We start from the raw sequence: 24,917 nt of genomic DNA, 5'->3' as shown, positions 1-24,917 counted from the left end.
TTTTTTTCAGGCACCTAATTGATAATCAATTAAATACTTTTAGTTAGATAAAGTATATAATATTAGTGAATATGATTTTATTTCTTATTTAAAATACTACTAATTTTTTCATAAAAAATGAAAGAAAAATCATTCACAACTAAATTTGCTAAACTATAATCTTGGTTTTTAGAATGTAAACTATTGTAGCCAATGCAATAAATACTAGCAGATTTTGCAGCTTTAATTCCATTTGTGGAGTCTTCAATAACCATACATTCTGTTCTAGAGAATCCAGAAAGTTCTGCCGCTTTTTCAAATATTTCTGGATGTGGTTTAGAAGCTTTTAAATCTGCACCACTAATTTTTGTTATAAAGTATTGATCTAATTCAAAACGTGTAAACACATTGTTAATTGTAAGCATAGAAGCAGAAGAGGCAAGTACTAGGGTTAAGCCATTATTGTAGTAATCTTTTATTAAGTCTAAAACACCTTCAATAAGCTGTAAACTAGGATCGCTATGAAATAAGCTAGTAAATATTTTACGCTTACTTTGTACTAATTCTTCAGGATTGTTTTCTAAGCCAAATATCTCACACAGTTTCCTACAAACATTAATAGTAGATTGCCCTGTAGTAGATTCGTATAACTCATTTGAAACCTTGATATTAAACTGGTCAAACATCATAAAATAGGCTTTTTTATGAAGAGGTTCGGTATCTACAATAACACCATCCATATCGAATAAAACTGCTTTTAACATTGTTATTTGTTTTTTGCGAAGATAATTATAAAGTCCTTTTTTTACTATACATTTATTTTTTTCTGTCTTATATTTAGAATATTTTGCGACTACAATTTAACAAAATGATCTACATTCTTATTTTTATAGCATTCGTAATCTTTGTAGGTTATGCTTTTTCTAAAGCAAAGTCTAAAAAAGTAGAAAAAACACCAAAGCATTGGCACGATATATTAGTTAAAAGGGTTCTTTTTTATAAAAAACTTTCACCTGTAAATCAAGCTGTCTTTAGAAAGCGAATGATGCTTTTTTTAAGCCAGATAAACATTGATGGTGTTAATACCGAGATTGAAGAAATAGATAAAATATTAATTGCCTCTAGCGGAATTATTCCTGTGTTTGGTTTCTCAAATTGGAGTTATAATAACTTATCAGGTATCATTGTTTATCCAGATAGTTTTAATGAGGATTTGCAATTTTCTGATAAAGATGAAAATAAAAGAATACTAGGAATGGTAGGAACAGGAAGGTTTGAAAAACAAATGATTCTCTCTAAAAAAGCAATTCGTTTAGCCTTTAATAATAAAACAGATAAACACAATACTCCTGTTCACGAATTTGTGCATTTATTGGATAAAATGGATGGACAAACAGATGGTGTTCCAGAATTACTTTTTGGTAAAGAATACATTGCGCCTTGGCTAGAGTTAATGCACAAAGAAATGGAAGCTATTAATAATGATACTTCAGATATTCGAAAATATGGAGGAACAAGTGAAGCCGAATTTTTCTCTGTTGCTTCAGAGTATTTTTTCGAAAGACCAAAACTATTCAAACAAAAACATCCAGAATTGTATGCAATGCTTTTGCAATGTTTTCAGCAACCCAAAAATAGAGTTTAGTTTAAACTAGGATAGTAAAAAAGAATGTTGTGCCTATATCGAGAACAGAGTCGAACCATAATTTCCCATCATGAGACTCAATAATTTTCTTACAATGTGCTCGCTCAATTCTAGTACCTTCATATTCTTCTCTAGAATGTAAATGTTGAAAAATAGAGAAGATACGTTCTTTTTGTTTTTTCAGGGATTCCAATACCATTATCTGTAATAGAAAATTTCCAAAATGTCACAGCATTAATAATTATTTGTTCAGAATCAATTTTTATTAAAGGAGTAACATCTAAGTTTTGTAAACTTAAGACCATTATTAATTAAATTTTGAAGCAGTAATTAAAGTTTCTTTTAAATTTTAATACTATTCAATGTAACCTTTATTACATTTGGTAAAAGACAAAACATTAAATTTGCAATTGTAAAAATAGTTATGCTAAAAGCACTTACAGAACAATATGGTTACTTATTTGAAGACGAATTACTTCAAGAAATTAACGAAGTTGGTATTTATAAAGAAATCCCTCAAGGCTCAAAACTTATCGAGATAGGAGACTATATTAAATCGATGCCATTATTGGTAGAAGGTGCAATAAAAATTATTCGAGAAGACGAAAAAGGCGATGAATTAGTCTTGTATTTTATAGAACAAGGCGATACTTGCGCTATGACATTGTCTTGTTGTTTAGGTAGTGCAAAAAGTGAAATTAGAGCAGTAGCAGAGACAGACACAAAATTAATAATGATTCCTGTAGAAAAAATGGAATCTTGGCTTGGTAAGTATAAAACTTGGCAAAAATTTATTTTGAAAAGCTACCATGATCGTATGACAGAGCTACTTGAAGCGGTAGACACAATTGCTTTTTTAAAAATGGACGAAAGGCTGTTTAAATATTTAAAAGACAAAGCAATGGTTAATCATAACGATGTTATTATAGTTACGCATCAAGAAATAGCAAACGATTTGCATACCTCTAGAGTGGTAGTTTCTAGGCTTTTAAAAAAACTAGAAATTAATGGAGATATAAAATTGAATAGAAATAACATAAAAATTTTAGAGTTATAGTAATGCAACAAATGTTATTAATTAACGCTTAATTAAATAAGACTAATAACTTTTCTTAAAAATGGATTTACAACAAATAATAACTTACTTGGGGGCTTTTTTTATTGGAGCAATATTAGGTTTAATTGGAGGAGGAGGATCAATTCTTACAGTACCATTATTAGTATATTTTTTAGGATACAATCCAGTAATAGCAACGGCTTATTCTTTATTCGTAGTGGGTTCTTCGTCTTTAGTAGGTGTTATTCAAAAACATCAAAAGGGATTAGTAGATTTTAAAACAGGCTTAGCATTTTCTTTCCCATCATTTATAGCAGTCTTTATTTCAAGACGCTTTTTAGTGCCAGCAATACCCGAAACACTTTTTACTATTGGAGATTTTTCCTTGTCTAAGGGAATGGCAATAATGATATTTTTTGCAATTATTATGTTTTTAGCTGCTTTTTCAATGATCAAATCAAAACAAAATAAAGCTGTTAACAATGGATCTCAACCGTATTATAAAACGTTTATTCAAGGCATAGCTATTGGAGTTGTAACCGGACTTATAGGTGCAGGAGGTGGGTTTTTATACGTGCCAGCATTAGTCCTTTGGGCTGGTTTAGATATGAAAAAAGCAGTAGGTACATCTTTAATTATTGTTGCAATAAACTCGTTAATAGGTTTCTTTGGAGATTTGCAAACATTAGATGTAGATTGGTTTTTTCTACTAACATTTTCTTTATTAACAATAATTGGGATTTTAGTAGGTGGTTATTTTTCTAAATTTGTTTCTGGAAAAAAATTAAAAAAGAGTTTTGGCTGGTTTGTATTAGCAATGTCAATTTATATAATTTTAAAGGAGTTGGTTTTATAAGTATAGAAATTTAAAACATTAGTAAATTTGAAAAATTAAAAATAAATATAGCCCGAAACGAATGCGTTTTTTGCGAAATTTAAAATAGAATTAAAATGAAAATAGAACAAATATATACAGGTTGCCTTGCACAAGGCGCATATTACATAGAGAGTGAAGGCGAAGTAGCAATTATAGATCCTTTACGTGAGGTTAAAGGTTATATCGCTAAAGCGGAAAAAAATAAAGCTAAGATTAAATACATTTTCGAAACACATTTTCATGCAGATTTCGTTTCAGGACATGTAACGTTATCTAAAGAAACTGGAGCTCCAATTGTTTATGGACCAACAGCAAACCCTTCTTTCGACGCTATTATTGCTAAAGAAGATCAAGTGTTTAAACTAGGAAAAGTAACCATAACAGCATTGCACACTCCTGGTCATACTATGGAAAGCACAACGTATTTGTTAAAAGATGAAAACGGAAAAGATCACGCCATTTTTAGTGGAGACACCTTGTTTTTAGGAGATGTTGGGAGACCAGATTTAGCACAAAAAGCAGCAGATATGACTATGGAAGATCTTGCAGGTTTATCTTTCGATAGTCTTCGTACTAAAATTATGCCACTTGCAGACGATGTTACAGTCTATCCAGGACATGGAGCAGGTTCAGCATGTGGAAAAAACATGATGAAAGAAACGGTAGACACTTTGGGTAACCAAAAACAAATGAATTACGCTTTACGTGCAGATATGACTAAAGCAGAATTTATAAAAGAAGTTACAGATGGTTTATTACCACCACCAAAATATTTTCCTTTAAATGTAAAAATGAATAAGGAAGGTTACGAAGATATAGATAAGGTAATCGAGAAAGGTTCAAAAGCTCTATCTCCAGATGCTTTTGAAGCTGCAGCTAACGAAACTGAAGCACTAGTTTTAGATGTGCGTCATCAATCAGAATTTATAAAAGGCCACATTCCACGTTCAATTTTTATTGGACTAAAAGGCGGCTTTGCTCCTTGGGTTGGAGCCTTAATTGCAGATGTAAAGCAACCCTTATTATTGGTTGTAGATAAAGGAAACGAAGAAGAAGCCATTACAAGGTTATCTCGTGTAGGTTTCGATAATACTTTAGGATATTTAGAAGGAGGTTTTCAGGCTTGGGAAGCTGCAGGAAAAGAAACAGACGACCTAATCTCTATTTCAGCCGACGAATTTAAAAGCAGATTAGAAAAAGAAAATATTCCAGTGTTCGACGTAAGAAAAGAAGGAGAGTTTATTGCAGGACATATTGAAAATGCAAATTTCACACCTTTAGATAATTTAAACGAACATTTATCAGAATTCCCAAAAAACGAACCTTTTTATGTGCATTGTGCAGGTGGTTATCGTTCTGTAATAGCAGCTTCTATTTTAAAAAGTAGAGGCATTCATAATTTAGTAGACATAGCAGGAGGAATGGGAGCCATTAAAAAAGCGGGTATTACAATTTCAGACTTTATATGCCCAACAACGCTTAAAAAGTAATAATACTAAATGGATTTAATTTACAACACTTGGCCATGGTATGTGGCTGGACCATTAATTGCATTTACTATGTTCTTACTCATAAAAATGGGTAAAAAATTCGGAATGTCTTCAAATTTAAAAACCATGTGTTCTATTGCAGGCGCAGGAAAATTAGCCAACTTTTTTAAATTCGATTGGAAAAAAGACGCATGGAATTTATATGTAGTAGTAGGAACAATTCTAGGTGGATTTATAGCCTTACAATTTCTATCTCCAACTGCTCCACAAATAAACCCAGACGTAGTTGCACAACTTCAAGAACTTGGTATCAATAGTACAAATACAGCTTTTTTACCAACCGAGTTATTTAGTTTAGAAAGCTTATTAACCGTAAAAGGATTTGCAATACTATTAATTGGAGGATTCTTAGTTGGCTTTGGAGCACGTTATGCAGGAGGTTGTACTTCTGGACACGCCATTTCTGGTTTAAGTAATTTACAATTACCATCTTTAATAGCTGTAATAGGCTTTTTTATTGGTGGATTAGTAATGGTTCATTTAATATTTCCTTTAATTTTTTAATATGAAGAAATTTCTATCATTTTTCGGTATCGGTTTATTTTTAGGCATATTATTTATTAAGTCAGAAGTTGCTTCATGGTTTCGTATTTACGAAATGTTTCAGTTTAAAAGCTTTCACATGTATGGTATTATTGGCTCTGCTATTGCTTTAGGAATCATTATTATCAAGTACATAAAACACTCAGAAGCCAAAGATTTCAGTGGAAAAAATATTACCATTGACCCAAAAGAAAAAAGCTTCACAAGATACATTGCTGGAGGTATTATTTTCGGTTTAGGTTGGGCGCTTTCAGGAGCATGTCCAGGACCAATGTATGTGTTGTTAGGTACAATGTTACCAAGTATAATAGTTTTAATTCTAGGCGCACTTTTAGGGACTTTTGTTTATGGAGCTTTAAAAAATAAGTTGCCACATTAAAAGCTGTTTTTCCTTTTTAAAATATTAAACATATAAATTTGGGCGATACCACAAGGGTCGCGCTTTCACTACTCGCTCTTTTTGCGAAAAGCAAAAAGGAGCTCAAACAAACCGTTCAATCGCTAACGCAAATATACTCGGATGTGAAATTCGTCATAGATATATATAAAGTACATGCTTTAACTAGTTAAAAAGCATTATTGAGTTATTAAAAGCGACAACTAAAACTAAAGAGCAAACATAAAAAGCAACGATAGAATGTAAATTGAAGTTTTTTCTTTTCCAGCGCGTAGTGTCTTACCATTTAAATGTTTCACGTTGTTTTATGTTTTTACGCTTTTTAAAAAAACAGTAGTGTTTTATTTAATTGATTTACGCTGTTTTAAGAGAGAGTTTCTTTAGTGAAACTATAAATAAAAAGTAGATTTTTCTGTTTTCTTGTAACATTTTATAAGTTCATGCGTCTTATTAGTATCAATCAATCAGCTGTATTTATTTCAGCATACTAAATCAAAACGCTATGAAAGAAGATAGACAATTATTAGTTTTAACCCATTTAAGTCAATTATTAACAGCAATTACAGGTTTTGGAGGTTTAATAGTGCCATTAATAATATGGTTTACTAAAAAAGATGAGAATTACCAAATAGACGAGCAAGGAAAGAAAATTATTAATTTTCAGTTAAGTTTAATTGTGAACTTTATTATTTGTATTCCTTTAATTCTATTATTTGGACTTGGCTTATTAGGCTTTATAGTATTGGGTATTGTTTCGGTATTGTTTCCAATTATTAATGCTATTAAAGCTAATAACGGTGAAAATCCAACCTATCCATTAAGCTATAATTTTATAAACTAGTTAAGTATAAACAAAATACCTTTATCTTATAATTTTGTTAGTTAGTTGAATTTTATTTTAAGATAAAGAGAAACGCAACCTGAAAAGGTTGCGTTTTTTAATTATATATGTTTAAAAGTCTTATTATTGTTTTACAAATTCAAATTCTGAAAAACCTGGTAATAGTAAAATTTCTCCATTTGATAAAAATTGAAATGTTGTAACAACATCATCTAAAGTCAATATGTCGTTATTAATAGTCCAATTAAAATCACCTAAACTAGAAGTAGCTTCTCCAGTACTATAGGTTACACTACTAATAATATATCCTATTTTTCTAGTGTCACTTTCTAAAACTTGTTTTGTAAAAACTATTTTATATTGAATACTGTCTGTAGAGTCGGTACGTAACCATTCTCCAATAAAATCATTATCACTATTAATGTTTTCACTTGAGTCATCATCTGAGCTACAATTAAATAATGTTACACAAGACAGTATTAATAGAATTATTTTAATTTGATGTTTCATTTTATTATAGATTTGTTAGCATGGTAAAATCCGCAAGAGATTTTTTTTTAGGCTATGCAAACATCAATTAAATTTATATTAAACACAAAATTACTCGTTCTACAGTAGTATTCTAAAGCTAAACGCAACCTCGAGAGGTTGCGTTTTGTAATATTAGTCATTTTTTATTAAATGAAAACTTATTTCATTGTTGTGTTTAGAATCTACAGAACTAGCTGTTTAACATCACTGGCATCACCAACATTGTTACATGCTCACCTTCATCTAATCCATCAATAGGAGTTAAAATCCCAGCTCTATTAGGCATACTCATCTCTAATTGCACATCTGTAGCACTAAGGTTGTTTAACATCTCTGTTAAGAAACGAGAGTTAAAGCCAATTTGCATATCGTCTCCTTGGTAATCACAAGTTAAACGTTCTTCAGCTTTATTAGAGTAATCGATATCTTCGGCAGAGATATTTAATTCTGCACCAGCAATTTTTAATCTAATTTGGTGTGTTGTTTTATTAGAGAATATACTAACACGTTTTACAGAGTTTAAAAATTGAGTACGATCGATGCTTAATTTATTCGGGTTCTCCTTCGGGATTACTGCTTCGTAATTAGGATATTTTCCATCAATTAAACGACAAATTAAAACAGTATTCTCAAATGTGAATTTTGCGTTAGAATCGTTATAATCAATAGTTACATTTTCTTCACTTGCAGATAAAATTCCTTTTAACAATGTTAAAGGTTTCTTAGGCATAATAAATTCTGCAACTTGAGAAGCAGAAACATCTTCACGTGTATATTTAACAAGTTTGTGAGCATCAGTAGCTACAAACGTTAAATTATCTGTAGAAAACTGAAAGAAAACACCACTCATTACTGGTCTTAAATCATCATTTCCAGCAGCAAAAATAGTTTTACTAATAGCTGTTGCTAAAATGTGTCCTGCTATTGTTGTGCTAGAAGGATCTTCTAGAGCGACAGCTTTTGGAAACTCAGCACCATCTGCATAAGCTAAAGCATATTTACCATGGTTAGAGCTAATTTCTACTGTGTTATTCTCTTCAACTGTAAACGTTAACGGTTGTTCAGGAAACGTTTTTAAAGTGTCTAGTAATAAACGAGCAGGAATTGCAACACTTCCTTTGCTATCACTTTCAATATCTAATTTAGAAGACATTGTTGTTTCTAAATCACTTGCTGAAACAGTTAGTGAGTTATCTTCAATATCAAAAAGGAAATTATCTAAAATTGGTAAAGTATTAGAGCTATTAATTACACCTCCTAATACTTGTAATTGCTTAAGTAAATATGTACTTGATACTATAAATTTCATCTTATTTATGTGGTATTTATGGTCTGTATTATGGTTTTAAGAATGGTTGATAAATGAATATAAAACAAACTTAATCTTACTACAAATATAGAGTTTAACAGTCTAAAACAGAAACAAACTTATTAACAGATTTTTTTTACAAAAATAAAAAAAAGACAATGCTAATTTTAAGCCTTTTTAGCGTATTTACGTTTTCTTAAAAAGTTAAAAACAAACCCAAACAAGCCTAAAAGCAATAAAGGCAATACAATATTTATGGTTTGCCATTTCGTTTTTTCTTTTGCAATCTTTGCTTGATCCAAGAAAGCAACTTTTACTTCTTTGCTTCGAATGTTTATAAGTCCGTCATCGTCTAAAAGATAGTTAACAGCGTTTAGTAAGAATTCTTTGTTTCCATACGTTTCTTTTGTCCATTTATCGAATCCTAAAGCGGTTGGCCTTCCTTTGTCTAAATCATTTTTAATAACATCGCCATCTGCTACAATAATCATTTTAGTTTCAGAGCTTTTAGTTTTATCATTTTCAAGCTTAATAGGCTTTACACGATTGTTGTAAACCGAGGTAAATTCACCTTCCAATAGTACTGCAAGATTCTGCCTGTCTTTTGTAAATAATTCTGAAGGCGGTTCTTGTAAAGCAAAACTTAAACTAATTTCTTTTGGAGCACCTTCTAAACGACTTGGCATATCACTTTTAAGTAGAATAGTCTTCTTTATATCGTTTTTAAGCGTGTCTATTTGGTTTGCAAAATCAAACTTAACAAAGTTTATATTGTTTGTAATAGGATGATTTATATCGCTTAAAGCCAAAGGCGAATAAGGCCAACGGAAATGTTGAAGCTTTAAACTTTCATCTTGACCTGTTTCTAAAGTTATCCTTCCAATGTTTTGACTCTTAACACTTGTTAATAATGGGTTTATTCGTGCACCATATTTAAAAAAGAAGTTCGTTAAATTTAAATCACGAGGTACTGCAACGTTCATACCTTGAGGGTTAAATAGGCTATCTTTTTCCATGTTAATTTGGTCTATAAGCCAAAGGCTTTTTCCTCCATTCATGGTGTATTGATCAAGTACATATTTTTCTTCTTCAGAAAATGCTTCTGTTGGTTTTGCAGCAATTACTAAATCGTAAGTGTTTAAAGATTTAGATGCCTTTTGTGGGTTTGTAGCAACACTATCCAACGTAAAAGGAGCAATGTAATAGTATTGACCAAGTGTTTTTAGAAAGTCTGCAATCTTAATATCTGGTAATTCTGCATTTCCTTTTAAAACAGCAATTTTCCTCTTTTTAGGGTTTATAAGTTTACTTAAACCATCGGCAAAAGCATATTCTAAATGCTGTACAGAATTAGTAACTAACTCTTGCTGGTTTGCATTTACTTTGTATTTAACTAAAGGAATATCTACCGTTTGATTATTATAACTAGCCAAAGCCCAAGGAATAATAACACGTTGCGATTGCTTTCCATTTTCTTGAACGCTTAATTGCATTGGTGTTAAACCACGTTCTGTAAGTTGAGCAATAGCACGATCTCTAGTCGCTTCGTCTTCAATAGGATTTATAAAATTGAATTTTATATTACTATTATAGGCTGTAAACTCTTCTAACAATTGTTTTGTTTCAGTTTGGAGTCTTCTAAATTCAGAAGGAAAATCGTCTCCTTCTAAAAACACATCGATTACTATTGGAGAATCAACATCTTTAACCACGTTTAAAGAGGCTTTGTTTAAAGTGTAACGACTGTCTGAAGTCAAGTCAAAACGCTGGTAGAAAGAAGAACTAATAATATTTAAAACAATTAATGCTATTGGTATTATTGCAAGATGCAACCATTTTACAGGTTGAGAACCTTCTGCATTAATACGCTTTACAGTTAAAAAGATAAATAATACTGTAACACTTAAAAAGTAAATAATATCTCGCGTATCTAAAACGCCACGACTCATACTTTTAAAATGAGAAGCCATGCCTATTTGTTCTACAAAACCACCTAAAACATCTGCTAAACCTTCGAAACCGACATAAAATAAGAAGCAAAGAAAAACGGCTATAATAAAAGCCACAATCTGGTTATCGCTTAGAGTAGAGGAGAAGATGCCAATGGCTGTGTAAGCAGCGACTAAAAATAAGAGTCCAAAATAGGAACCTAAAGTACTCCCAACATCTAAATTACCTACAGGTTTGCCTAATTGGTTAACCGTATAGACATAAAGAAGTGTGGGAATAAGCGCAATAACTATTAATAAAAAAGCACCAAAATATTTACCGAGTACAATTTGTAAATTCGAGATTGGTTTGGTTAATAAAAGCTCTAAAGTTCCTTGTTTTTTCTCATCGCTAAAACTACGCATAGTTACAGCAGGAATAAGGAAAATAAGAATCCAAGGTGCAAGTAGAAAGAAAGAAGAAAGGTCTGCAAAACCATAATCTAAAATATTAAATTCTCCTTTAAATAGCCATAAAAACAAGCCATTTAATAATAAGAATATAGCAATCACCAAATAACCAATTGGTGAAGCGAAGAATGAGTTTATTTCTTTTTTTAAGAGTGCTAGCATTTAAATTTTAATATTTTTGTAAAAGTACTTACTAAATTTATGTTACGCTTAATTTACGTATCATTTTAGATAACAATTTTGGAAAAAAGCGTTTTGTATAAATGCCTAGTTTTTCTTTAAAACCAGCAATATAAACTTCTTGCTTCTTTTTATATATTGCTTTAGCCATTAACTGGGCAAAACGTTCTGGCGCTAATCCATTTTTGGTAGCATTATCCATTTTATTTTGTGCTTTGCCATTACCTGTTAAAGCGTTTAAAGATATATTGGTGTTAACAAAACCAGGGCAAACCAAAGTTACAGCTATATTGTTTGTGTGTATTTCTGCTCGTAAACTATCAAAAAAACCATGTAAAGCATGTTTACTCGCAGCATAACTAGAACGTAATGGTGTACCAATTTTGCCAACTATACTTGTAGTAACAACAAAATGGCCACTTTGTTGCTCAATAAAAAGAGGTAAAAGCGTTTTTGTTAAAGCAACACTTCCTAAGTAATTAACATCCATTATACGTTTGTCTACGTCAATGCTTGTTTCTTGTGCTAAAGAACGTTGGCTAATACCTCCATTGTTTACTAGAATATCTATAGAGCCAAAACAAGAAATGGCTTCGGTTACCTTAGTTTTAAAAGTAGTATAATCTTCTAAATCTAATGTAATTAATTTAACGTTTAGTGGGTTTTTACAGAGTGTTTTAACCGCTTTTAAAGCTTCTATGTTTCTTGAAGATAGAATAAGTTTTGCATTTAGATTAGAACATTCAATAGCTAAATGTTTGCCTATTCCAGACGATGCTCCAGTAATCCAAATAACTTTATCCGTGAAACTCATAGGTTAAAAATAAATTTTACTCATTCTTCTTGTTTTTTCTAAAATAACGACTACCAGTAAATAGGGTTAAATCAATTTCATAATTTAAAATTCATTAATCGTAGTTTACTATGCCAAACTCTCCAGTTTATCCACACTCCAAGCTTCAGGCTTAGCATTAAACATGGGTTTTGTTTCTGCCCAAATACCTTTAAATAAATCAGAATGTCTGTAGTTATTTAAATCGTCTTCAGTAGCCCAATAACTATAAGTAAAAAAAATATTTGTATTGTTTTTGTCTTGATATAATTCAAGAAACTGGCAACCTTTAAAGTTGCGTATTTTTTGTTTTACAGTTTCAAAATTAGCGAGAAATTGCTCAATATTTTCTTCAGCAAAACTCAATTTCACAATTCTTACAAACATTTTATCAGTTATCAGTTATCAGTTATCAGTTATCAGTTATCGGTTTGAGTTAGCAATTGTTTATTGTTAACTGCAATTAATTTTTTAAGAAATTAATACTAACGGTATCTCTAAGTTTTAATCCCATTAAAGAACTAGCACCACCAATACTTCCAGTATTACCTTTATAAATAGCAATCTCTAAATAGTTAGACGAGTTAAAAACCACCAAACCACGACCTTCATCGTTTCGGTTCTCTTCAGGCGTATCAAAATTTACAATATCGCTATACTTAGCATGTATTTTCTTAAACTTATGGCTTCTTGCAGAGACTTCGAAAGCACGTCCTTTTTGTATGTTCTCAAAAAATGCCTTTTTTATATTTGTTACCACATTACCATAGTTATCAATATAAATAATGCTGCCTATAATCTGTGTTTTTTCATCGTTAACATAGGGCTCAAGATTTCTAATAGGCTTAATAGTTTTAATACTTTTACCTATGACACCTAAAGTTCCACCACGAGCAATATGGCAAGCCACTTTCACAAAAACGTCTAGCACAGGAAAACTCGTTTCAATTTTATCGTGAATATTAATTTCTACAATTTGTTTAGGTGAGATTTCTGCACAAATCATACTCATAATTCCATTATTAGCGCATACAAAAAAGTGTCCATCTAACTCTATAGCAATATGTTTGTTTTCTTGATTAATTTCAGAATCTAGGCCAATAATATGTATTGTGCCATCAGGAAAACTACTGTAAGCATTTTGAATAATATAGGCAGCTTCAGGAATATTAAAAGGAGAAACAGAATGAGAGATATCAACAATTCTTACTTCTGGCATTTCGCTGTAAATAGCGCCTTTTATCGCACCAGCAAAGTGATCTTTCTCACCAAAGTCTGTTGTTAAAGTGATAATTGCCATTTAGTAATTGTTGATATTTATTTTGATTTTAGCGAATATAAGTGCTCTAACTTCATTAAGTTTATAACACAGAACAAAACTAAGAAAATAGATTATAAATTCTTAATTAAAACGATACGCTTTTGAACGAAATAATAATTCAACTTGAAGAAATCACTCCAAAAGAATTTTTTGGACCAGGAAATGAAAATATTAAGCTAATAAAAAAGCACTTTTCCAATTTAAAAATTGTTGCCAGAGGCAATCAAATAAAGGCTTTTGGAGAAGAGGAGCTTTTAGACGAGTTTAATAGAAAACTAAAAATGCTAATAAAGCATTTTATCAAACATAAAAAATTAGACGAAAACGCAATCGAGCGTGTACTAACAAGTAAAACTAGCGACGATTATAATACCACTGCAAAAAGCGGAGAAACAATAGTGCACGGCGTTAATGGAAAACTAATAAAAGCACAAACAGCAAACCAACGCAAATTGGTAGAGCTAATGAATAAAAATGATATGGTTTTTGCTATAGGTCCAGCAGGAACAGGAAAAACATATACAGGAGTTGCATTAGCAGTAAAAGCATTAAAAAACAAAGAGGTAAAACGTATTATTTTAACGCGTCCAGCAGTAGAAGCAGGAGAAAACTTAGGTTTCCTTCCAGGCGATTTAAAAGAAAAATTAGATCCATACATGCAGCCTTTATACGATGCACTTCGAGACATGATTGCTCCCGAAAAACTAGCACAATACATAGAAAACGGAACCATACAAATAGCACCTTTAGCCTTTATGCGTGGTCGTACGTTAGACAACGCGTTTGTAATTTTAGACGAAGGACAAAACACCACTCATGCACAAATGAAAATGTTTTTAACACGTATGGGAAAAAACGCAAAGTTCCTATTAACAGGAGATCCAGGACAAATAGATTTACCAAGACGTACCGTTTCCGGTCTTAAAGAAGCCTTATTGGTTTTAAAAGATATAGACGGTATTGGTATGGTTTTTCTAGACGATAAAGATGTAGTGCGCCATAAACTAGTTAAAGCTGTAATTGCTGCCTACAGAAACATTGAGAATATAGATGCATAGTCTTTTCTGGAGCCAGGAACCTGCTTTCCACTATATCTTTTTTAAGAAAAATAAAAAAGGATGCCGTTACAATCAGGGCTATACATAAAAACTTACGTCATTGCAAACCACTTTTTTGAGAGGTATAACAATCTGTTAAAAAAGAAAGGAACAAGAACACCCTTTCTCTACTTGTTATGATATAAAATTTAAAATTTATCAATATTTTTGTAACTCCTAAATTTTTAGGACACACACACAACTAAAACTATTCAATTCGTGGCTAATAACACAATTACAGACACTAACTTTAATTTTCCAAATCAAAAAAATCTTTACAAAGGAAAAGTAAGAGCGGTATATAATATCAACGATAAAGAGTTGGTAATGGTAGCAACAGATAGGCTTAGTGCTTTCGATGTTGTCATGCCAAAAGGCATCCCGTTTAAAGGGCAAATACTAAACCAGATAGCAACAAGTATGATGAAAGCTACCGAAGATTTAGTACCTAATTGGTTAACAGCAACACCAGATCCTAACGTAGCAGTTGGGCATTTGTGTGAACCTTTTAAAGTAGAAATGGTCATTCGTGGTTATATGTCTGGACATGCAGCAAGAGAATATAAAGCAGGAAAACGCATGCTTTGTGGTGTTGCAATGCCAGAAGGTTTAAAAGAAAACGATAAGTTTCCTTCGCCTTTTATTACGCCTGCTACAAAAGCAGAAATGGGAGATCACGATGAAGATATCTCGCGTGAAGATATTATTAGTAAAGCTATTGTTAGCGAAGAGGATTATATTGTTTTAGAAGACTATACACGAAAACTCTTTCAACGCGGAACAGAAATAGCAGCCTCTAGAGGTTTAATTCTTGTAGATACAAAGTACGAATTTGGGAAAACAAAAGACGGAAAAATAGTATTAATAGACGAAATCCATACACCAGATTCTTCACGTTATTTCTATAAAGAAGGTTACCAAGAACGTCAAGATAAAAACGAAGAACAAAAACAACTCTCTAAAGAGTTTGTAAGACAATGGTTAATTGCTAACGATTTTCAAGGCTTAGAAGGACAAACAGTTCCTGAAATGACCGATGAATATATTGAAACTGTTTCAGAAAGATATATTGAATTATATGAGAATATCATGGGAGAACCATTTGTAAAAGCAGATGTTTCTAATATTCAAGAACGTATTAGTAAAAATGTAGAAGCTTATTTAGCGCAATAATATTTTTTACAAAAAAAATTAGACCTCACAGTTTTTATAACTGTGAGGTCTTTTTTTTAGTTAAAGATTAAATAAAATATTTATTCAATTATTATACGTTTATTAATTATTTGCCCAGCATTTTCAATGCTTAAAATATAAACAGAACTTTCTAAGTCGCCTAATTGTATTGCTTTGTTAAATACACCAGACGTGTTTTTAAAAGATTGTTTGTTTATTAAACGACCTCTTAAATCGTAAAGGTTAACATTAACAGCATCATTATTTTGAGTGTTAAAAGAAACGTTTATTTCTCCTTGAGATGGGTTTGGCCATAAAGATAAAGAGCTGGCTAAACTAAACTCATCAACACTTAAAGAAGTTGTTCCGCAAATTTCGATAGAATAGTTTAAAAATGTTCCACCATCTGCAGAAGGATATCCATCTGTAGCAGTAAGTATCCAATCTCCAAAAGTACTTTCTCCATTAAAAACAGATAAAGGGTTTTCAGGTTGAATGATTCCTCCAACAGAAGGAGCGGTACTACTACAAATAACAGGTCCAGTAGCTTGGTCGTTATAAGTTACCGCAATATCATCTGTTCCATCATCACATTTACTATTAACTAGCATAATAACAGATGTTCCATTTGGTGATGTTAACATTAATTCCATATCACCTGCCCAAACATGAGTGATGTTTATAGTAGAATTTAAGTCTGTTATTGTTGTATCACTTGTAATATTAATTGTAGATGTAATTACGTGTGCTGTATTTCCAGTACTTGGGATATTAATGTTGTTTTCTGTAGAATTATAAGTTACACATGCAATTGATGCAGTTGTAAAGTTTCTTGTTGCTGAATAAGAAGACTCACCACAACTATTTATAGATTTTACTCTCCAAAAGTATTGAGTAGCAGATGTTAATTCGGGAGTATTAAAACTATTATTAGTAACAACATTAGATGTGTAGTTAGCTGTAAAAGCTGTATTAGTAGCCATTTCAACAGTATAACTTGTTGCACCTGTAATTGGGCTCCAGTCTAAGTTTAAGGTAATTGGTGTGTCTGTTGCACTATTTGCAGGACTTACTAAGGATGGAGTAGTTGGTATAGCTCCATCTACATTTAAGTCTACAGAAATAGAGTTTGTTGTAATTCCTGTTCCTGTAACTGTAATAGTATAGTTTCCAGAAGCAAGAGTGCTTAAATTACTTAAAGTAAGTTGTGTTGATCCATCTGCACTTAAAGATGTAGGGCTAAAAGAAGCAGTTGCTCCAGGTGGTAGATTTGTTGCTGTAAATGTTGTAGCATCTGTATTTCCACCTGTAGCGACATAATTAATAGTATATGCTGCTGTGTTTGTAGGATTACAAATATTTTCTTCAGAATTTGTTGTAGTTAAATCAAAATCTGGAGCGGCAGAACATTGTACTACATTTGGTTTAAACGTAGATTGAATAGACATAACGTAAGCTTCTGCTACTGTTGTTTGTCCTGCACTAAACATAAACATACAAGCATCGTTTGTGTAATCCATATAACTTTGAAATAATTCTTGCTCTGTAGGATCACAAGCTGGCTCACTATTTAATGCTGGACAGCCACCATTTGAGTTGCCTTGATTAGGAGTGTCTGCTATACCATCATCTGTAGAACAAGATCCAAAAACATGATCTAAGTTGTAAAAATGACCAAGTTCATGAGTTACAGTTCTTCCTAAATCGTAAGGAGCACCAGGAACAATACCAGAATTTGGACATCCAGCACCAGAACCAAAAGCGCCTAAATTCATAGTTACAGAATCACCATTAGCAATACTTCCTGGATAAGGAGAGAAGCCTAAAAGACCTCCACCAATATCTTTAACTAAAAAATTCATATAACCAGACCAGTTAGAATCGGTTTCGTTACCATTACCAAAGTTATAACCAATGGTAACAGCTGGACCTCCTTCAACCATATCAGAATCTAAACCTATTGGGTGATTTGTTGTTGCAATACAAAACAGAAAATTTGCAGCACCTGTATTTGTATTTGGATAATAAGGAGCAGCAGCTGTCCATCCAGCGATATCAGGATTTGTACCAGTAAAGTCTTCGTTTAATATATCTATTTGGTTTTGAGCTAAAGCTTCTAAACAAGCTCTGTCAGACTCTTGAGCTTCAGGGTAATGAACTGCAACGGGAATAATAATTGGGTCCACTCTTCTATTGTAGTTACCGATTAGGTTTTTTTCTAATTGCTTTTTAAATTTTGCTTGAGTAATTTTAAACTGTTTAGCATATTCAGGGTTTTTCATTTGTTCTTGCATGTATTCTACCATACCACAAGTACGTTCTTGGGCTTCAGTAGAAAACGCACACATTACAAACACAATACAAAGCAGTATGGAGTTCACGTTTAAAGTAGTTTTTTTAATCATAATTTAGAATTTTAGAAAATAAATTTTACGTAAATATAAAAAAAAACAATGAACAAGAGTGCTTGTGTAGTTTGCTTGTTATTAGTTTATTATAGTTTTTGATGTTGTTTAATTGTTACTAGCAAATTAATTCTTTCATATTATTTCAATACATTTATAAAAAAAAGAGAAGCCATTGAAAGAATTAGATCAATTTATTGCAGATTTCGCCTCATTTGTTTGGGGTCTTCCATTATTAATATTATTAATTGGAGGTGGTTTTTATCTTCTTGTATTATCTCGATTTTTACCATTTCGATATTTAGGGCATGCAATACAAGTGCTTCGTGGTAAATATGATAACAAGGAAGACGAAGGAGAAATTACACACTTTCAAGCCTTAACAACAGCATTATCATCAACCATTGGTATGGGAAATATTGCTGGTGTTGCTGTTGCTATTTCAATTGGTGGACCAGGAGCTGTTTTTTGGATGTGGATTAGTGCAATTATTGGTATGTCTACAAAATTTTTTACGTCGAGTTTAGCAATTATGTATCGTGGTAAAGATAGCGAAGGTAACACACAAGGTGGTCCAATGTATTTTATAATGGAAGGCTTAGGTAAGCATTGGAAACCATTAGCTGTATTTTTTAGTCTTTGTGGTTTAATAGGAGCATTGCCTGTTTTTAACGTCAATCAATTAACGCAAGCCATTAACGACATTGTTTTAAAACCAAATGGAATTGCAGTAAACTTTACTTCAAACTTAATTATAGGTCTTGTTTTAGTAAGTATTACATCTGTAGTAATTTTAGGAGGTTTAAATAGAATAAGTAAAGTAGCCTCTAAATTAGTACCAAGTATGGTATTGCTGTATTTTGTATTGATAATGATAATTTTGTTCGCTAATGCGGAAGTTGTGCCAACCTATTTTAAACTTATTTTCACTGATGCTTTTGCTGCCGAAAATTATAAAGGAGATGCTTTTTTGGGAGGTTTATTAGGAGGATTAATAATTTTGGGAGTACGACGAGGAGCTTTTTCTAACGAAGCTGGTATTGGTACAGCACCTTTAGCACATGGAGCTGCAAAAACAAACGAGCCAATTCGCGAAGGTTTAGTAGCAATGTTAGGTCCTGCTATAGATACTCTAATAGTTTGTACGTTAACAGCTTTAGCAATTTTAGTAACAGGCGTTTGGCAAACAACAGAAGCTAATGGAGTAAGCCTTACAGCAAATGCTTTTGGAGCTGCAATGCCAGTTTATGGTAGATACTTATTACTGCTTTGTATTATTATATTTAGTGTGTCTTCATTATTTTCTTATGCCTATTATGGCGGAAAATGTTTGTCGTTTTTAATTGGAGAAAAAAACAAACACTATTACAACTATTTCTATATTTTAAGTATCATTTTAGGAGCAACAACATCGTTAGCCTTAATGATTAATTTAATTGATGGTGTATTTGCATTAATGGCAATACCTACTATGACAGCTACCTTGATTTTAGCTCCAAGAGTAGTAAAAGAGGCGAAAGCTTATTTTAAACGAATGAAAAATGTTTAAGCCCTATTAATAGAGGTCTTAAATTGTTGAGGCGTCATTAATTCCATTTTTTTAAATTGTCTGTTAAAATAACTTGTGTTATTAAATCCAGATTTAAAGGCAATTTCCGACATTCTAAAATCTTTTGATTCTTTTATCAGTTTTTTAGAAAATTTAATCTTTTCAGAATTTATATAATCAATAGGAGAGATGCCTAATGTGTTTTTAAATTGTTTATGGAAGTGAGACGTGCTCATGTAAGCTTTCTTAGCTAACAAATCTACACTAATGTCTTTATTAGTTAAGTTGTCTTTAATATACTTAATAACGGTTCCAATTCTGGTATCGTTAAAGACTTGGTTAGGATCATTAATAATTAAAGACTTGGCTTTGGTTTGTAGCAGTCTTATAATTAATTCTTGTATCATTAAATCCAACAAGACATCCTTCGACTTATTGTTATTAGTAAAGGTGTAGGTTAAACGTTCAATTAAGTGATTAATATCAGTGTTATTTATTAAATGTGAAGTAGTTTCATCTAAATTCCAATCGTTATTCTCGTTTTCAATGGCTACTTGTTGATTAAATTTTTCAACAACCTCATCAATTTTAAAAGCGTCTATACCTAATGCTAAGCATTGTGTTGGACTATCTTTAGTTGCAATCGGGAAATCAATTATCATTTCTTTATTAGATGGCATCACAACAGATTCACCTGGAAAAAAATCAAAAGCTTCAAAGCCATCAAGGTGCATCACTTTTTTGCCAGTAAGCATGCTTGCAATTACAGGAAAGTTAAACGTTAACGATACTTGTTCAGCAAAGGCATGAGTTTCATAAATATTAAGTTCTGCATAATCAGCATTATAAGTCGTTCTGTTTTCCACTAAAGTGGTCAGTTTTCTATTATTTCTATGTTGATTTAAAATGGACTTCATATTCAATATTACTAAATTTTAATACATAAACACCTAAATAAGAGATATGTTCAAAACTATGATAAATACGTTCAAGATAATTAGAATATGATAAAATAACTTTATCAAAAATAAAGATAATATATTTTTTAGATAAAAAAATTATCTAATTACTAATTTAATAAAAATTTATATGAGTTATTCTAAACCTAAGTTTAAAGAGAAATATGCTAATTTTATTAACGGAAAGTTTGTCGAACCTATTGGTGGCCAATATTTTGAAAATACATCTCCAATAGATAATAGTTTAATTGCAAAATATCCGCGTTCTCAAAAAGAAGATGTAGAAATGGCTTTAGATGCAGCTAATGCAGCAAAAGAAGCTTGGGGAAATACCTCAGCTACAGAAAGAGCAACTTTATTAAATAAAGTTGCAGATATTATTGAAGCTAATTTAGAAGAGTTTGCACTAGTTGAAACTTGCGATAATGGTAAGCCAATTCGTGAGACTTTAAATGCAGATTTGCCTTTGGCAGTTGATCATTGGCGTTATTTTGCAGCTTGTATTCGTTCGGAAGAAGGTAGTGTATCAGAATTAGATCAGAATACATTATCCATGAATATTAAAGAACCACTAGGTGTTATTGGTCAAATTATTCCATGGAATTTCCCATTGTTAATGTTGTCTTGGAAACTGCCACCAGCATTAGTAACGGGTAACTGCGTGGTTTTAAAACCAGCAGAACAAACGCCATCTACAGCAACTTTATTAATGGAAAAAATTGCAGATGTTTTTCCTCCAGGCGTTATAAATATAGTACATGGTTTTGGACCAGAAGCCGGAAAACCACTAGCATCTAGTTCAAAAGTAGATAAAGTAGCCTTTACAGGAGAAACAACTACGGGACAGTTAATTATGCAATATGCATCTAAAAATCTAAATCCAGTAACTATGGAATTAGGTGGTAAATCTCCAAACGTATTCTTTAATTCTGTCATGGATCATGATGATGCTTATTTGGATAAAGCTATTGAAGGTGCTGTTTTATTCGCTTTTAATCAAGGAGAAGTATGTACTGCACCTTCTCGAATTTTAGTACAAGAAGATATTTATGATGCATTTATGAAGCGTGTTGTTGAAAGAACTAATGCTATAATTCAAGACAATCCATACGATGTAAATACAATGGTTGGAGCACAAGCTTCTAAAGATCAATATGAAAAAATAAAATCCTACATAGAAATAGGAAAAGAGGAAGGTGCAAAAGTGCTAGCAGGAGGTTCTGCTAATGCATTAGAAGGTAATTTGGCAAACGGATTTTATATTAAACCAACAATACTTGAAGGTCATAATAAAATGAGAGTGTTCCAAGAAGAAATTTTTGGACCAGTAGTTTGCGTTACTAAGTTTAAAGATGAAGCTGAAGCTTTAGAAATAGCTAATGATACACTTTATGGATTAGGTGCTGGTGTTTGGACACGAGATGCACACCAACTATATCAAATACCAAGAGCTATTAAAGCTGGTCGTGTTTGGGTAAATTGCTATCATGCATATCCTGCACATGCACCATTTGGAGGTTATAAAAAATCTGGATTTGGTAGAGAAAACCATGTGATGATGCTTAATTGCTATCGTCAAACTAAAAACATGTTAATCTCATACGATAAAAATAAATTAGGTTTCTTTTAATAGAAATTAAATAGTTGGAAGAGCTGAGTTACATTTTGTAATTCAGCTTTTTTTAAATAAACTTAAATTTTGGTTATGGAAAGAGTAGCAATTACAAAAGAAGCAGCAAAAATATTAGAACAGTTGAAAGCAAAATACGGTGATTTAATTTTTCATCAAAGTGGAGGCTGTTGCGATGGTTCTGCACCAATGGTTTTCGAAAAAGGCGATATGTATTTAGATGAAAGTGATATCCTTTTAGGAACACTAAACGATGTCAATTTTTATATGAATCAAGATCAATTTGAATATTGGAAGCATACACATCTTACAGTAGATATTACAGAAGGTCGTGGTGCTAGTTTCTCTTTGGAAATTCCGCTAGGTCTTCGGTTTTTAACACATTCAAGGTTGTTAACAAAAGAAGAAGAGTCTTTTTTTAATGGTTAACACTTACTTGTACAGTTAATAATATTCTCATTTTAATAATTTAAGCTCTGTAAATTAGGCGTAATCTTGGTTTTAGAGCTTTTTTTGTTAATAATTCTTAATTTTTTAACAATATGTTTTTATTTATATTGCTAAATTGATATATTTATGCTAAATTAATATACATGACAGTAGATTTATGCCCTAATTGTGGATCAGACCATTACATTAAAAGCGGAATTGTTAACGATAGGCAGCGTTATAAGTGTAAAAAATGCAACTATTTTTTCTCAGTAAATAAGATTGGTAAGAAGATAGACGACTACTACGTTAACAAATCACTACAACTATACTTAGAAGGCTTAACCTACCGAGAAATCGAACGCATTTTAGGAATCTCTCACGTAAGTATCATGAACTGGGTTAAAAAGTATAATATTAAACGTCCATACAATTCTAATTACCATCCTACATACAAGATTTTAAATGCTTCAGAATTAGCAGTTTATTTTAGTAATGCCGAAAATATAAAAGGAGCAGGCGTTGTAGTTACAGAGTTAGGAGATAAATTCATGCTCATTAAATGGGAGCGTTTTAAAGATTAGTATATTAAATTAACAAAAAAATATATTAATTTTTTATTAGCACATTGTTTTTAGGAGATTGTAGTGCACACAAAACTAATTAACTACTAATTAATCCTTTAAACAATGAGAAAACAAACCCTTTTATTGGTTGGACTCTTTTTAATGTCCTTTCAATTTATGAATGCTCAAGGCTCTCCAGATTACGATGGAGGTCTTAAGTTTAAATTTAACGAAGATGGTTCTAAATATCTTCGGCTTATCTCTTGGGCACAAGTCCAAGCTAATTACAATACAGACGATACTTTTGATGCCAACGGAAACGAAAACAGTAAATTAAATTTTAATTTACGTCGTGCTCGTGTTTTAATGTTTGCACAAATTAACAAAGACTTTTTAATCTTAACACATTTTGGATTAAATAGTTTAACAAGTTCTACATTAAGTCCAACAGGAAAAGGGGATGGTTCCCAGCTCTTTTTTCATGATGTTTGGGCACAATACAATTTAGGTAAGGATCACACAGTAGGAGGTGGATTACATTACTTTAATGGTATTTCTAGACTAAACAATCAAAGCACATTAAACATGATGACTTTGGATAACAACCGTCAATCTTGGGCTACTATTGGTTTGTCAGACCAGTTTGCACGTCATTTAGGTGTGTTTGCAAAAGGAAAATTCGATAAACTTCAATATCGTGTTGCCATAAACGATGCTTCGGTATCCTCTTTAGATGGTAGAACAGCTGTTGCAGGTGGTGATGCAGTTTATAATGGTCGTTCAAATCTAGGATCTAAAGACGCAGGAAAATCATACGCTGGTTATTTCGATTATAATTTCTTAGATCAAGAATCTAATTTTTTGCCATATAAAGTTGGAACATACCTAGGTGGAAAAAAAGTATTCAATGTAGGTGCTGGTTTCTTTTTGCATCCAAAAGGATCTGTAATAGATACAGGTACTGCTTTAACACCTAATCTAGAAGGTGAGGATGTGTCAATATTTGCAGTAGATGCTTTTTACGATGCTCCACTTGGAGACAATGGGAGTGCAATTACTGCTTATGCAGTATATCAAAATAGCGATTACGGTAAAAACTATTTATACAGTGCTTATGGTACAGGAAGTATGGTTTATGGTCATGTAGGTTATGTTTTTAAAGGTGATAAAACAAAAACAAGATACCAACCTTACGTAAGTTATGGCACACATAGTTATGATGCCGTAGGAGATGACAGATCTACTTTAGGTATTGGTGTAAATGCTTATATGAGTGGACACAATTCAAAATTAACTTTAGAATATAAAAATCAAGAATTTGGAGCTTTAGATTCGAATACTATTTCGCTTCAAGCCATGATATATCTATAAAACTAGCAAACTATGAGTGAAAAACAAAAAAACGCTTCTGCGTATTGGAAAGAGAACATAAAGTATTTAGCAATACTACTTGCTATATGGTTTGTGGTATCCTTTGGATGTGGCATTCTCTTTAGAGAAGAATTAAACCAAATTAGACTTGGAGGTTTTAAACTAGGTTTCTGGTTTGCTCAACAAGGCTCGATATATGTATTCGTAATTTTAATATTCGTGTACGTAAGATTAATGAACAAACTAGATAAAAAATATGGTTACGACGAATAGTCTT

Annotated in this window: 25 protein-coding genes; 15 read left to right on the top strand and 10 right to left on the bottom strand. The window is 31.7% G+C overall.

The features are described 5' to 3' along the window. Positions 1-77: 77 nt before the first annotated feature. Entirely contained in the window at positions 78-743 is a 666-nt protein-coding gene (locus CW733_RS06305; RefSeq protein WP_100996393.1) for an HAD family phosphatase, read from the bottom strand. A 104-nt stretch (positions 744-847) separates the two neighbouring features. Between CW733_RS06305 and CW733_RS06300 the strand changes: the two genes are divergently transcribed. Next, complete coding sequence (locus CW733_RS06300; RefSeq protein WP_100996392.1) at positions 848-1,624, top strand: zinc-dependent peptidase; 777 nt, start codon at positions 848-850, stop codon at positions 1,622-1,624. Between the two features lie 131 nt (positions 1,625-1,755). Here the strand turns inward: CW733_RS06300 and CW733_RS16425 are convergent, their stop codons facing one another. Then, positions 1,756-1,929 carry a hypothetical protein gene (locus tag CW733_RS16425; protein ID WP_157811544.1) on the bottom strand — a complete coding sequence of 58 codons (174 nt, stop codon included), beginning with the start codon at positions 1,927-1,929 and terminating at the stop codon, positions 1,756-1,758. Positions 1,930-2,048: 119 nt separating this feature from the next. On the opposite strand from CW733_RS16425, the gene CW733_RS06295 reads away from it, so the two are divergent. The 6 genes from CW733_RS06295 (at position 2,049) to CW733_RS06270 (ending at position 6,889) form a co-directional block, all read left to right on the top strand. Then, complete coding sequence (locus tag CW733_RS06295) at positions 2,049-2,681, top strand: Crp/Fnr family transcriptional regulator (protein ID WP_100996391.1); 633 nt, start codon at positions 2,049-2,051, stop codon at positions 2,679-2,681. A 61-nt stretch (positions 2,682-2,742) separates the two neighbouring features. Then, complete coding sequence (locus CW733_RS06290) at positions 2,743-3,537, top strand: sulfite exporter TauE/SafE family protein (RefSeq protein WP_100996390.1); 795 nt, start codon at positions 2,743-2,745, stop codon at positions 3,535-3,537. 95 nt (positions 3,538-3,632) lie between these two features. Continuing rightward, a complete protein-coding gene (locus CW733_RS06285) occupies positions 3,633-5,048 on the top strand; it encodes a rhodanese-like domain-containing protein (RefSeq protein WP_100996389.1) in 1,416 nt (471 codons plus the stop codon). A 9-nt stretch (positions 5,049-5,057) separates the two neighbouring features. Next, the gene (locus CW733_RS06280; RefSeq protein WP_100996388.1) at positions 5,058-5,612 is read left to right on the top strand and encodes a YeeE/YedE family protein; all 555 of its coding nucleotides are present in this window, start codon (positions 5,058-5,060) and stop codon (positions 5,610-5,612) included. A 1-nt stretch (position 5,613) separates the two neighbouring features. Further along, positions 5,614-6,030, top strand: coding sequence for a DUF6691 family protein (locus CW733_RS06275; RefSeq protein ID WP_100996387.1), 417 nt, complete (start codon positions 5,614-5,616; stop codon positions 6,028-6,030). Positions 6,031-6,550: 520 nt separating this feature from the next. Then, positions 6,551-6,889, top strand: a complete 339-nt coding sequence (locus tag CW733_RS06270) for a DUF4870 domain-containing protein (RefSeq protein WP_100996386.1) — start codon at positions 6,551-6,553, stop codon at positions 6,887-6,889. Between the two features lie 123 nt (positions 6,890-7,012). Here the strand turns inward: CW733_RS06270 and CW733_RS06265 are convergent, their stop codons facing one another. From CW733_RS06265 to CW733_RS06240, 6 genes are all read right to left on the bottom strand, one after another. Continuing rightward, entirely contained in the window at positions 7,013-7,399 is a 387-nt protein-coding gene (locus CW733_RS06265; protein WP_100996385.1) for a hypothetical protein, read from the bottom strand. Between the two features lie 211 nt (positions 7,400-7,610). After that, positions 7,611-8,729, bottom strand: coding sequence for a DNA polymerase III subunit beta (dnaN, locus tag CW733_RS06260; RefSeq protein WP_100996384.1), 1,119 nt, complete (start codon positions 8,727-8,729; stop codon positions 7,611-7,613). A 167-nt stretch (positions 8,730-8,896) separates the two neighbouring features. Further along, complete coding sequence (gene gldG, locus CW733_RS06255) at positions 8,897-11,290, bottom strand: gliding motility-associated ABC transporter substrate-binding protein GldG (RefSeq protein WP_100996383.1); 2,394 nt, start codon at positions 11,288-11,290, stop codon at positions 8,897-8,899. Between the two features lie 37 nt (positions 11,291-11,327). Continuing rightward, on the bottom strand, positions 11,328-12,122 hold the full coding sequence (locus CW733_RS06250) for an SDR family oxidoreductase (protein ID WP_100996382.1): 795 nt from the start codon (positions 12,120-12,122) through the stop codon (positions 11,328-11,330). A gap of 108 nt (positions 12,123-12,230) precedes the next feature. Further along, positions 12,231-12,527, bottom strand: a complete 297-nt coding sequence (locus CW733_RS06245; protein WP_100996381.1) for a putative quinol monooxygenase — start codon at positions 12,525-12,527, stop codon at positions 12,231-12,233. A gap of 76 nt (positions 12,528-12,603) precedes the next feature. Further along, positions 12,604-13,440, bottom strand: a complete 837-nt coding sequence (locus CW733_RS06240; RefSeq protein ID WP_100996380.1) for an S-adenosyl-l-methionine hydroxide adenosyltransferase family protein — start codon at positions 13,438-13,440, stop codon at positions 12,604-12,606. 122 nt (positions 13,441-13,562) lie between these two features. On the opposite strand from CW733_RS06240, the gene CW733_RS06235 reads away from it, so the two are divergent. Both CW733_RS06235 and CW733_RS06230 read left to right on the top strand, forming a co-directional pair. Further along, a complete protein-coding gene (locus tag CW733_RS06235; RefSeq protein WP_100996379.1) occupies positions 13,563-14,519 on the top strand; it encodes a PhoH family protein in 957 nt (318 codons plus the stop codon). 258 nt (positions 14,520-14,777) lie between these two features. Beyond that, positions 14,778-15,731 (top strand): phosphoribosylaminoimidazolesuccinocarboxamide synthase, encoded by a 954-nt coding sequence (locus CW733_RS06230; protein WP_100996378.1) that lies wholly within the window; start codon positions 14,778-14,780, stop codon positions 15,729-15,731. A gap of 80 nt (positions 15,732-15,811) precedes the next feature. On the opposite strand, the gene CW733_RS06225 is transcribed toward CW733_RS06230, so the two are convergent. Beyond that, the gene (locus CW733_RS06225; RefSeq protein WP_100996377.1) at positions 15,812-18,136 is read right to left on the bottom strand and encodes a T9SS type A sorting domain-containing protein; all 2,325 of its coding nucleotides are present in this window, start codon (positions 18,134-18,136) and stop codon (positions 15,812-15,814) included. 175 nt (positions 18,137-18,311) lie between these two features. Here CW733_RS06225 and CW733_RS06220 point away from each other — a divergent pair, with 175 nt between their 5' ends. Further along, entirely contained in the window at positions 18,312-19,685 is a 1,374-nt protein-coding gene (locus CW733_RS06220; protein ID WP_100996376.1) for a sodium:alanine symporter family protein, read from the top strand. On the opposite strand, the gene CW733_RS06215 is transcribed toward CW733_RS06220, so the two are convergent. Then, positions 19,682-20,602 (bottom strand): AraC family transcriptional regulator, encoded by a 921-nt coding sequence (locus CW733_RS06215; protein WP_100996375.1) that lies wholly within the window; start codon positions 20,600-20,602, stop codon positions 19,682-19,684. The two genes, CW733_RS06220 and CW733_RS06215, sit on opposite strands and share 4 nt — an antisense overlap. Before the next feature lie 172 nt (positions 20,603-20,774). Here CW733_RS06215 and CW733_RS06210 point away from each other — a divergent pair, with 172 nt between their 5' ends. The 5 genes from CW733_RS06210 to CW733_RS06190 all read left to right on the top strand — a co-directional run bounded on the left by CW733_RS06210 (position 20,775) and on the right by CW733_RS06190 (position 24,913). After that, positions 20,775-22,274: an aldehyde dehydrogenase family protein gene (locus tag CW733_RS06210; RefSeq protein ID WP_100996374.1), complete on the top strand. Its 1,500-nt coding sequence runs from the start codon at positions 20,775-20,777 to the stop codon at positions 22,272-22,274. A gap of 75 nt (positions 22,275-22,349) precedes the next feature. Next, entirely contained in the window at positions 22,350-22,703 is a 354-nt protein-coding gene (locus tag CW733_RS06205; RefSeq protein WP_100996373.1) for a DUF779 domain-containing protein, read from the top strand. Positions 22,704-22,867: 164 nt separating this feature from the next. After that, on the top strand, positions 22,868-23,287 hold the full coding sequence (locus CW733_RS06200) for a helix-turn-helix domain-containing protein (protein ID WP_055446300.1): 420 nt from the start codon (positions 22,868-22,870) through the stop codon (positions 23,285-23,287). Positions 23,288-23,392: 105 nt separating this feature from the next. Next, positions 23,393-24,640 carry a hypothetical protein gene (locus tag CW733_RS06195; protein WP_100996372.1) on the top strand — a complete coding sequence of 416 codons (1,248 nt, stop codon included), beginning with the start codon at positions 23,393-23,395 and terminating at the stop codon, positions 24,638-24,640. Between the two features lie 12 nt (positions 24,641-24,652). Then, positions 24,653-24,913 carry a DUF4212 domain-containing protein gene (locus CW733_RS06190; protein WP_100996371.1) on the top strand — a complete coding sequence of 87 codons (261 nt, stop codon included), beginning with the start codon at positions 24,653-24,655 and terminating at the stop codon, positions 24,911-24,913. Positions 24,914-24,917 lie beyond the last annotated feature (4 nt).

The sequence above is a fragment of the Lacinutrix sp. Bg11-31 genome, assembly GCF_002831665.1.
Classification (GTDB): Bacteria; Bacteroidota; Bacteroidia; order Flavobacteriales; family Flavobacteriaceae; genus Lacinutrix.
This window is presented reverse-complemented; position numbering and strand designations above follow the sequence as displayed.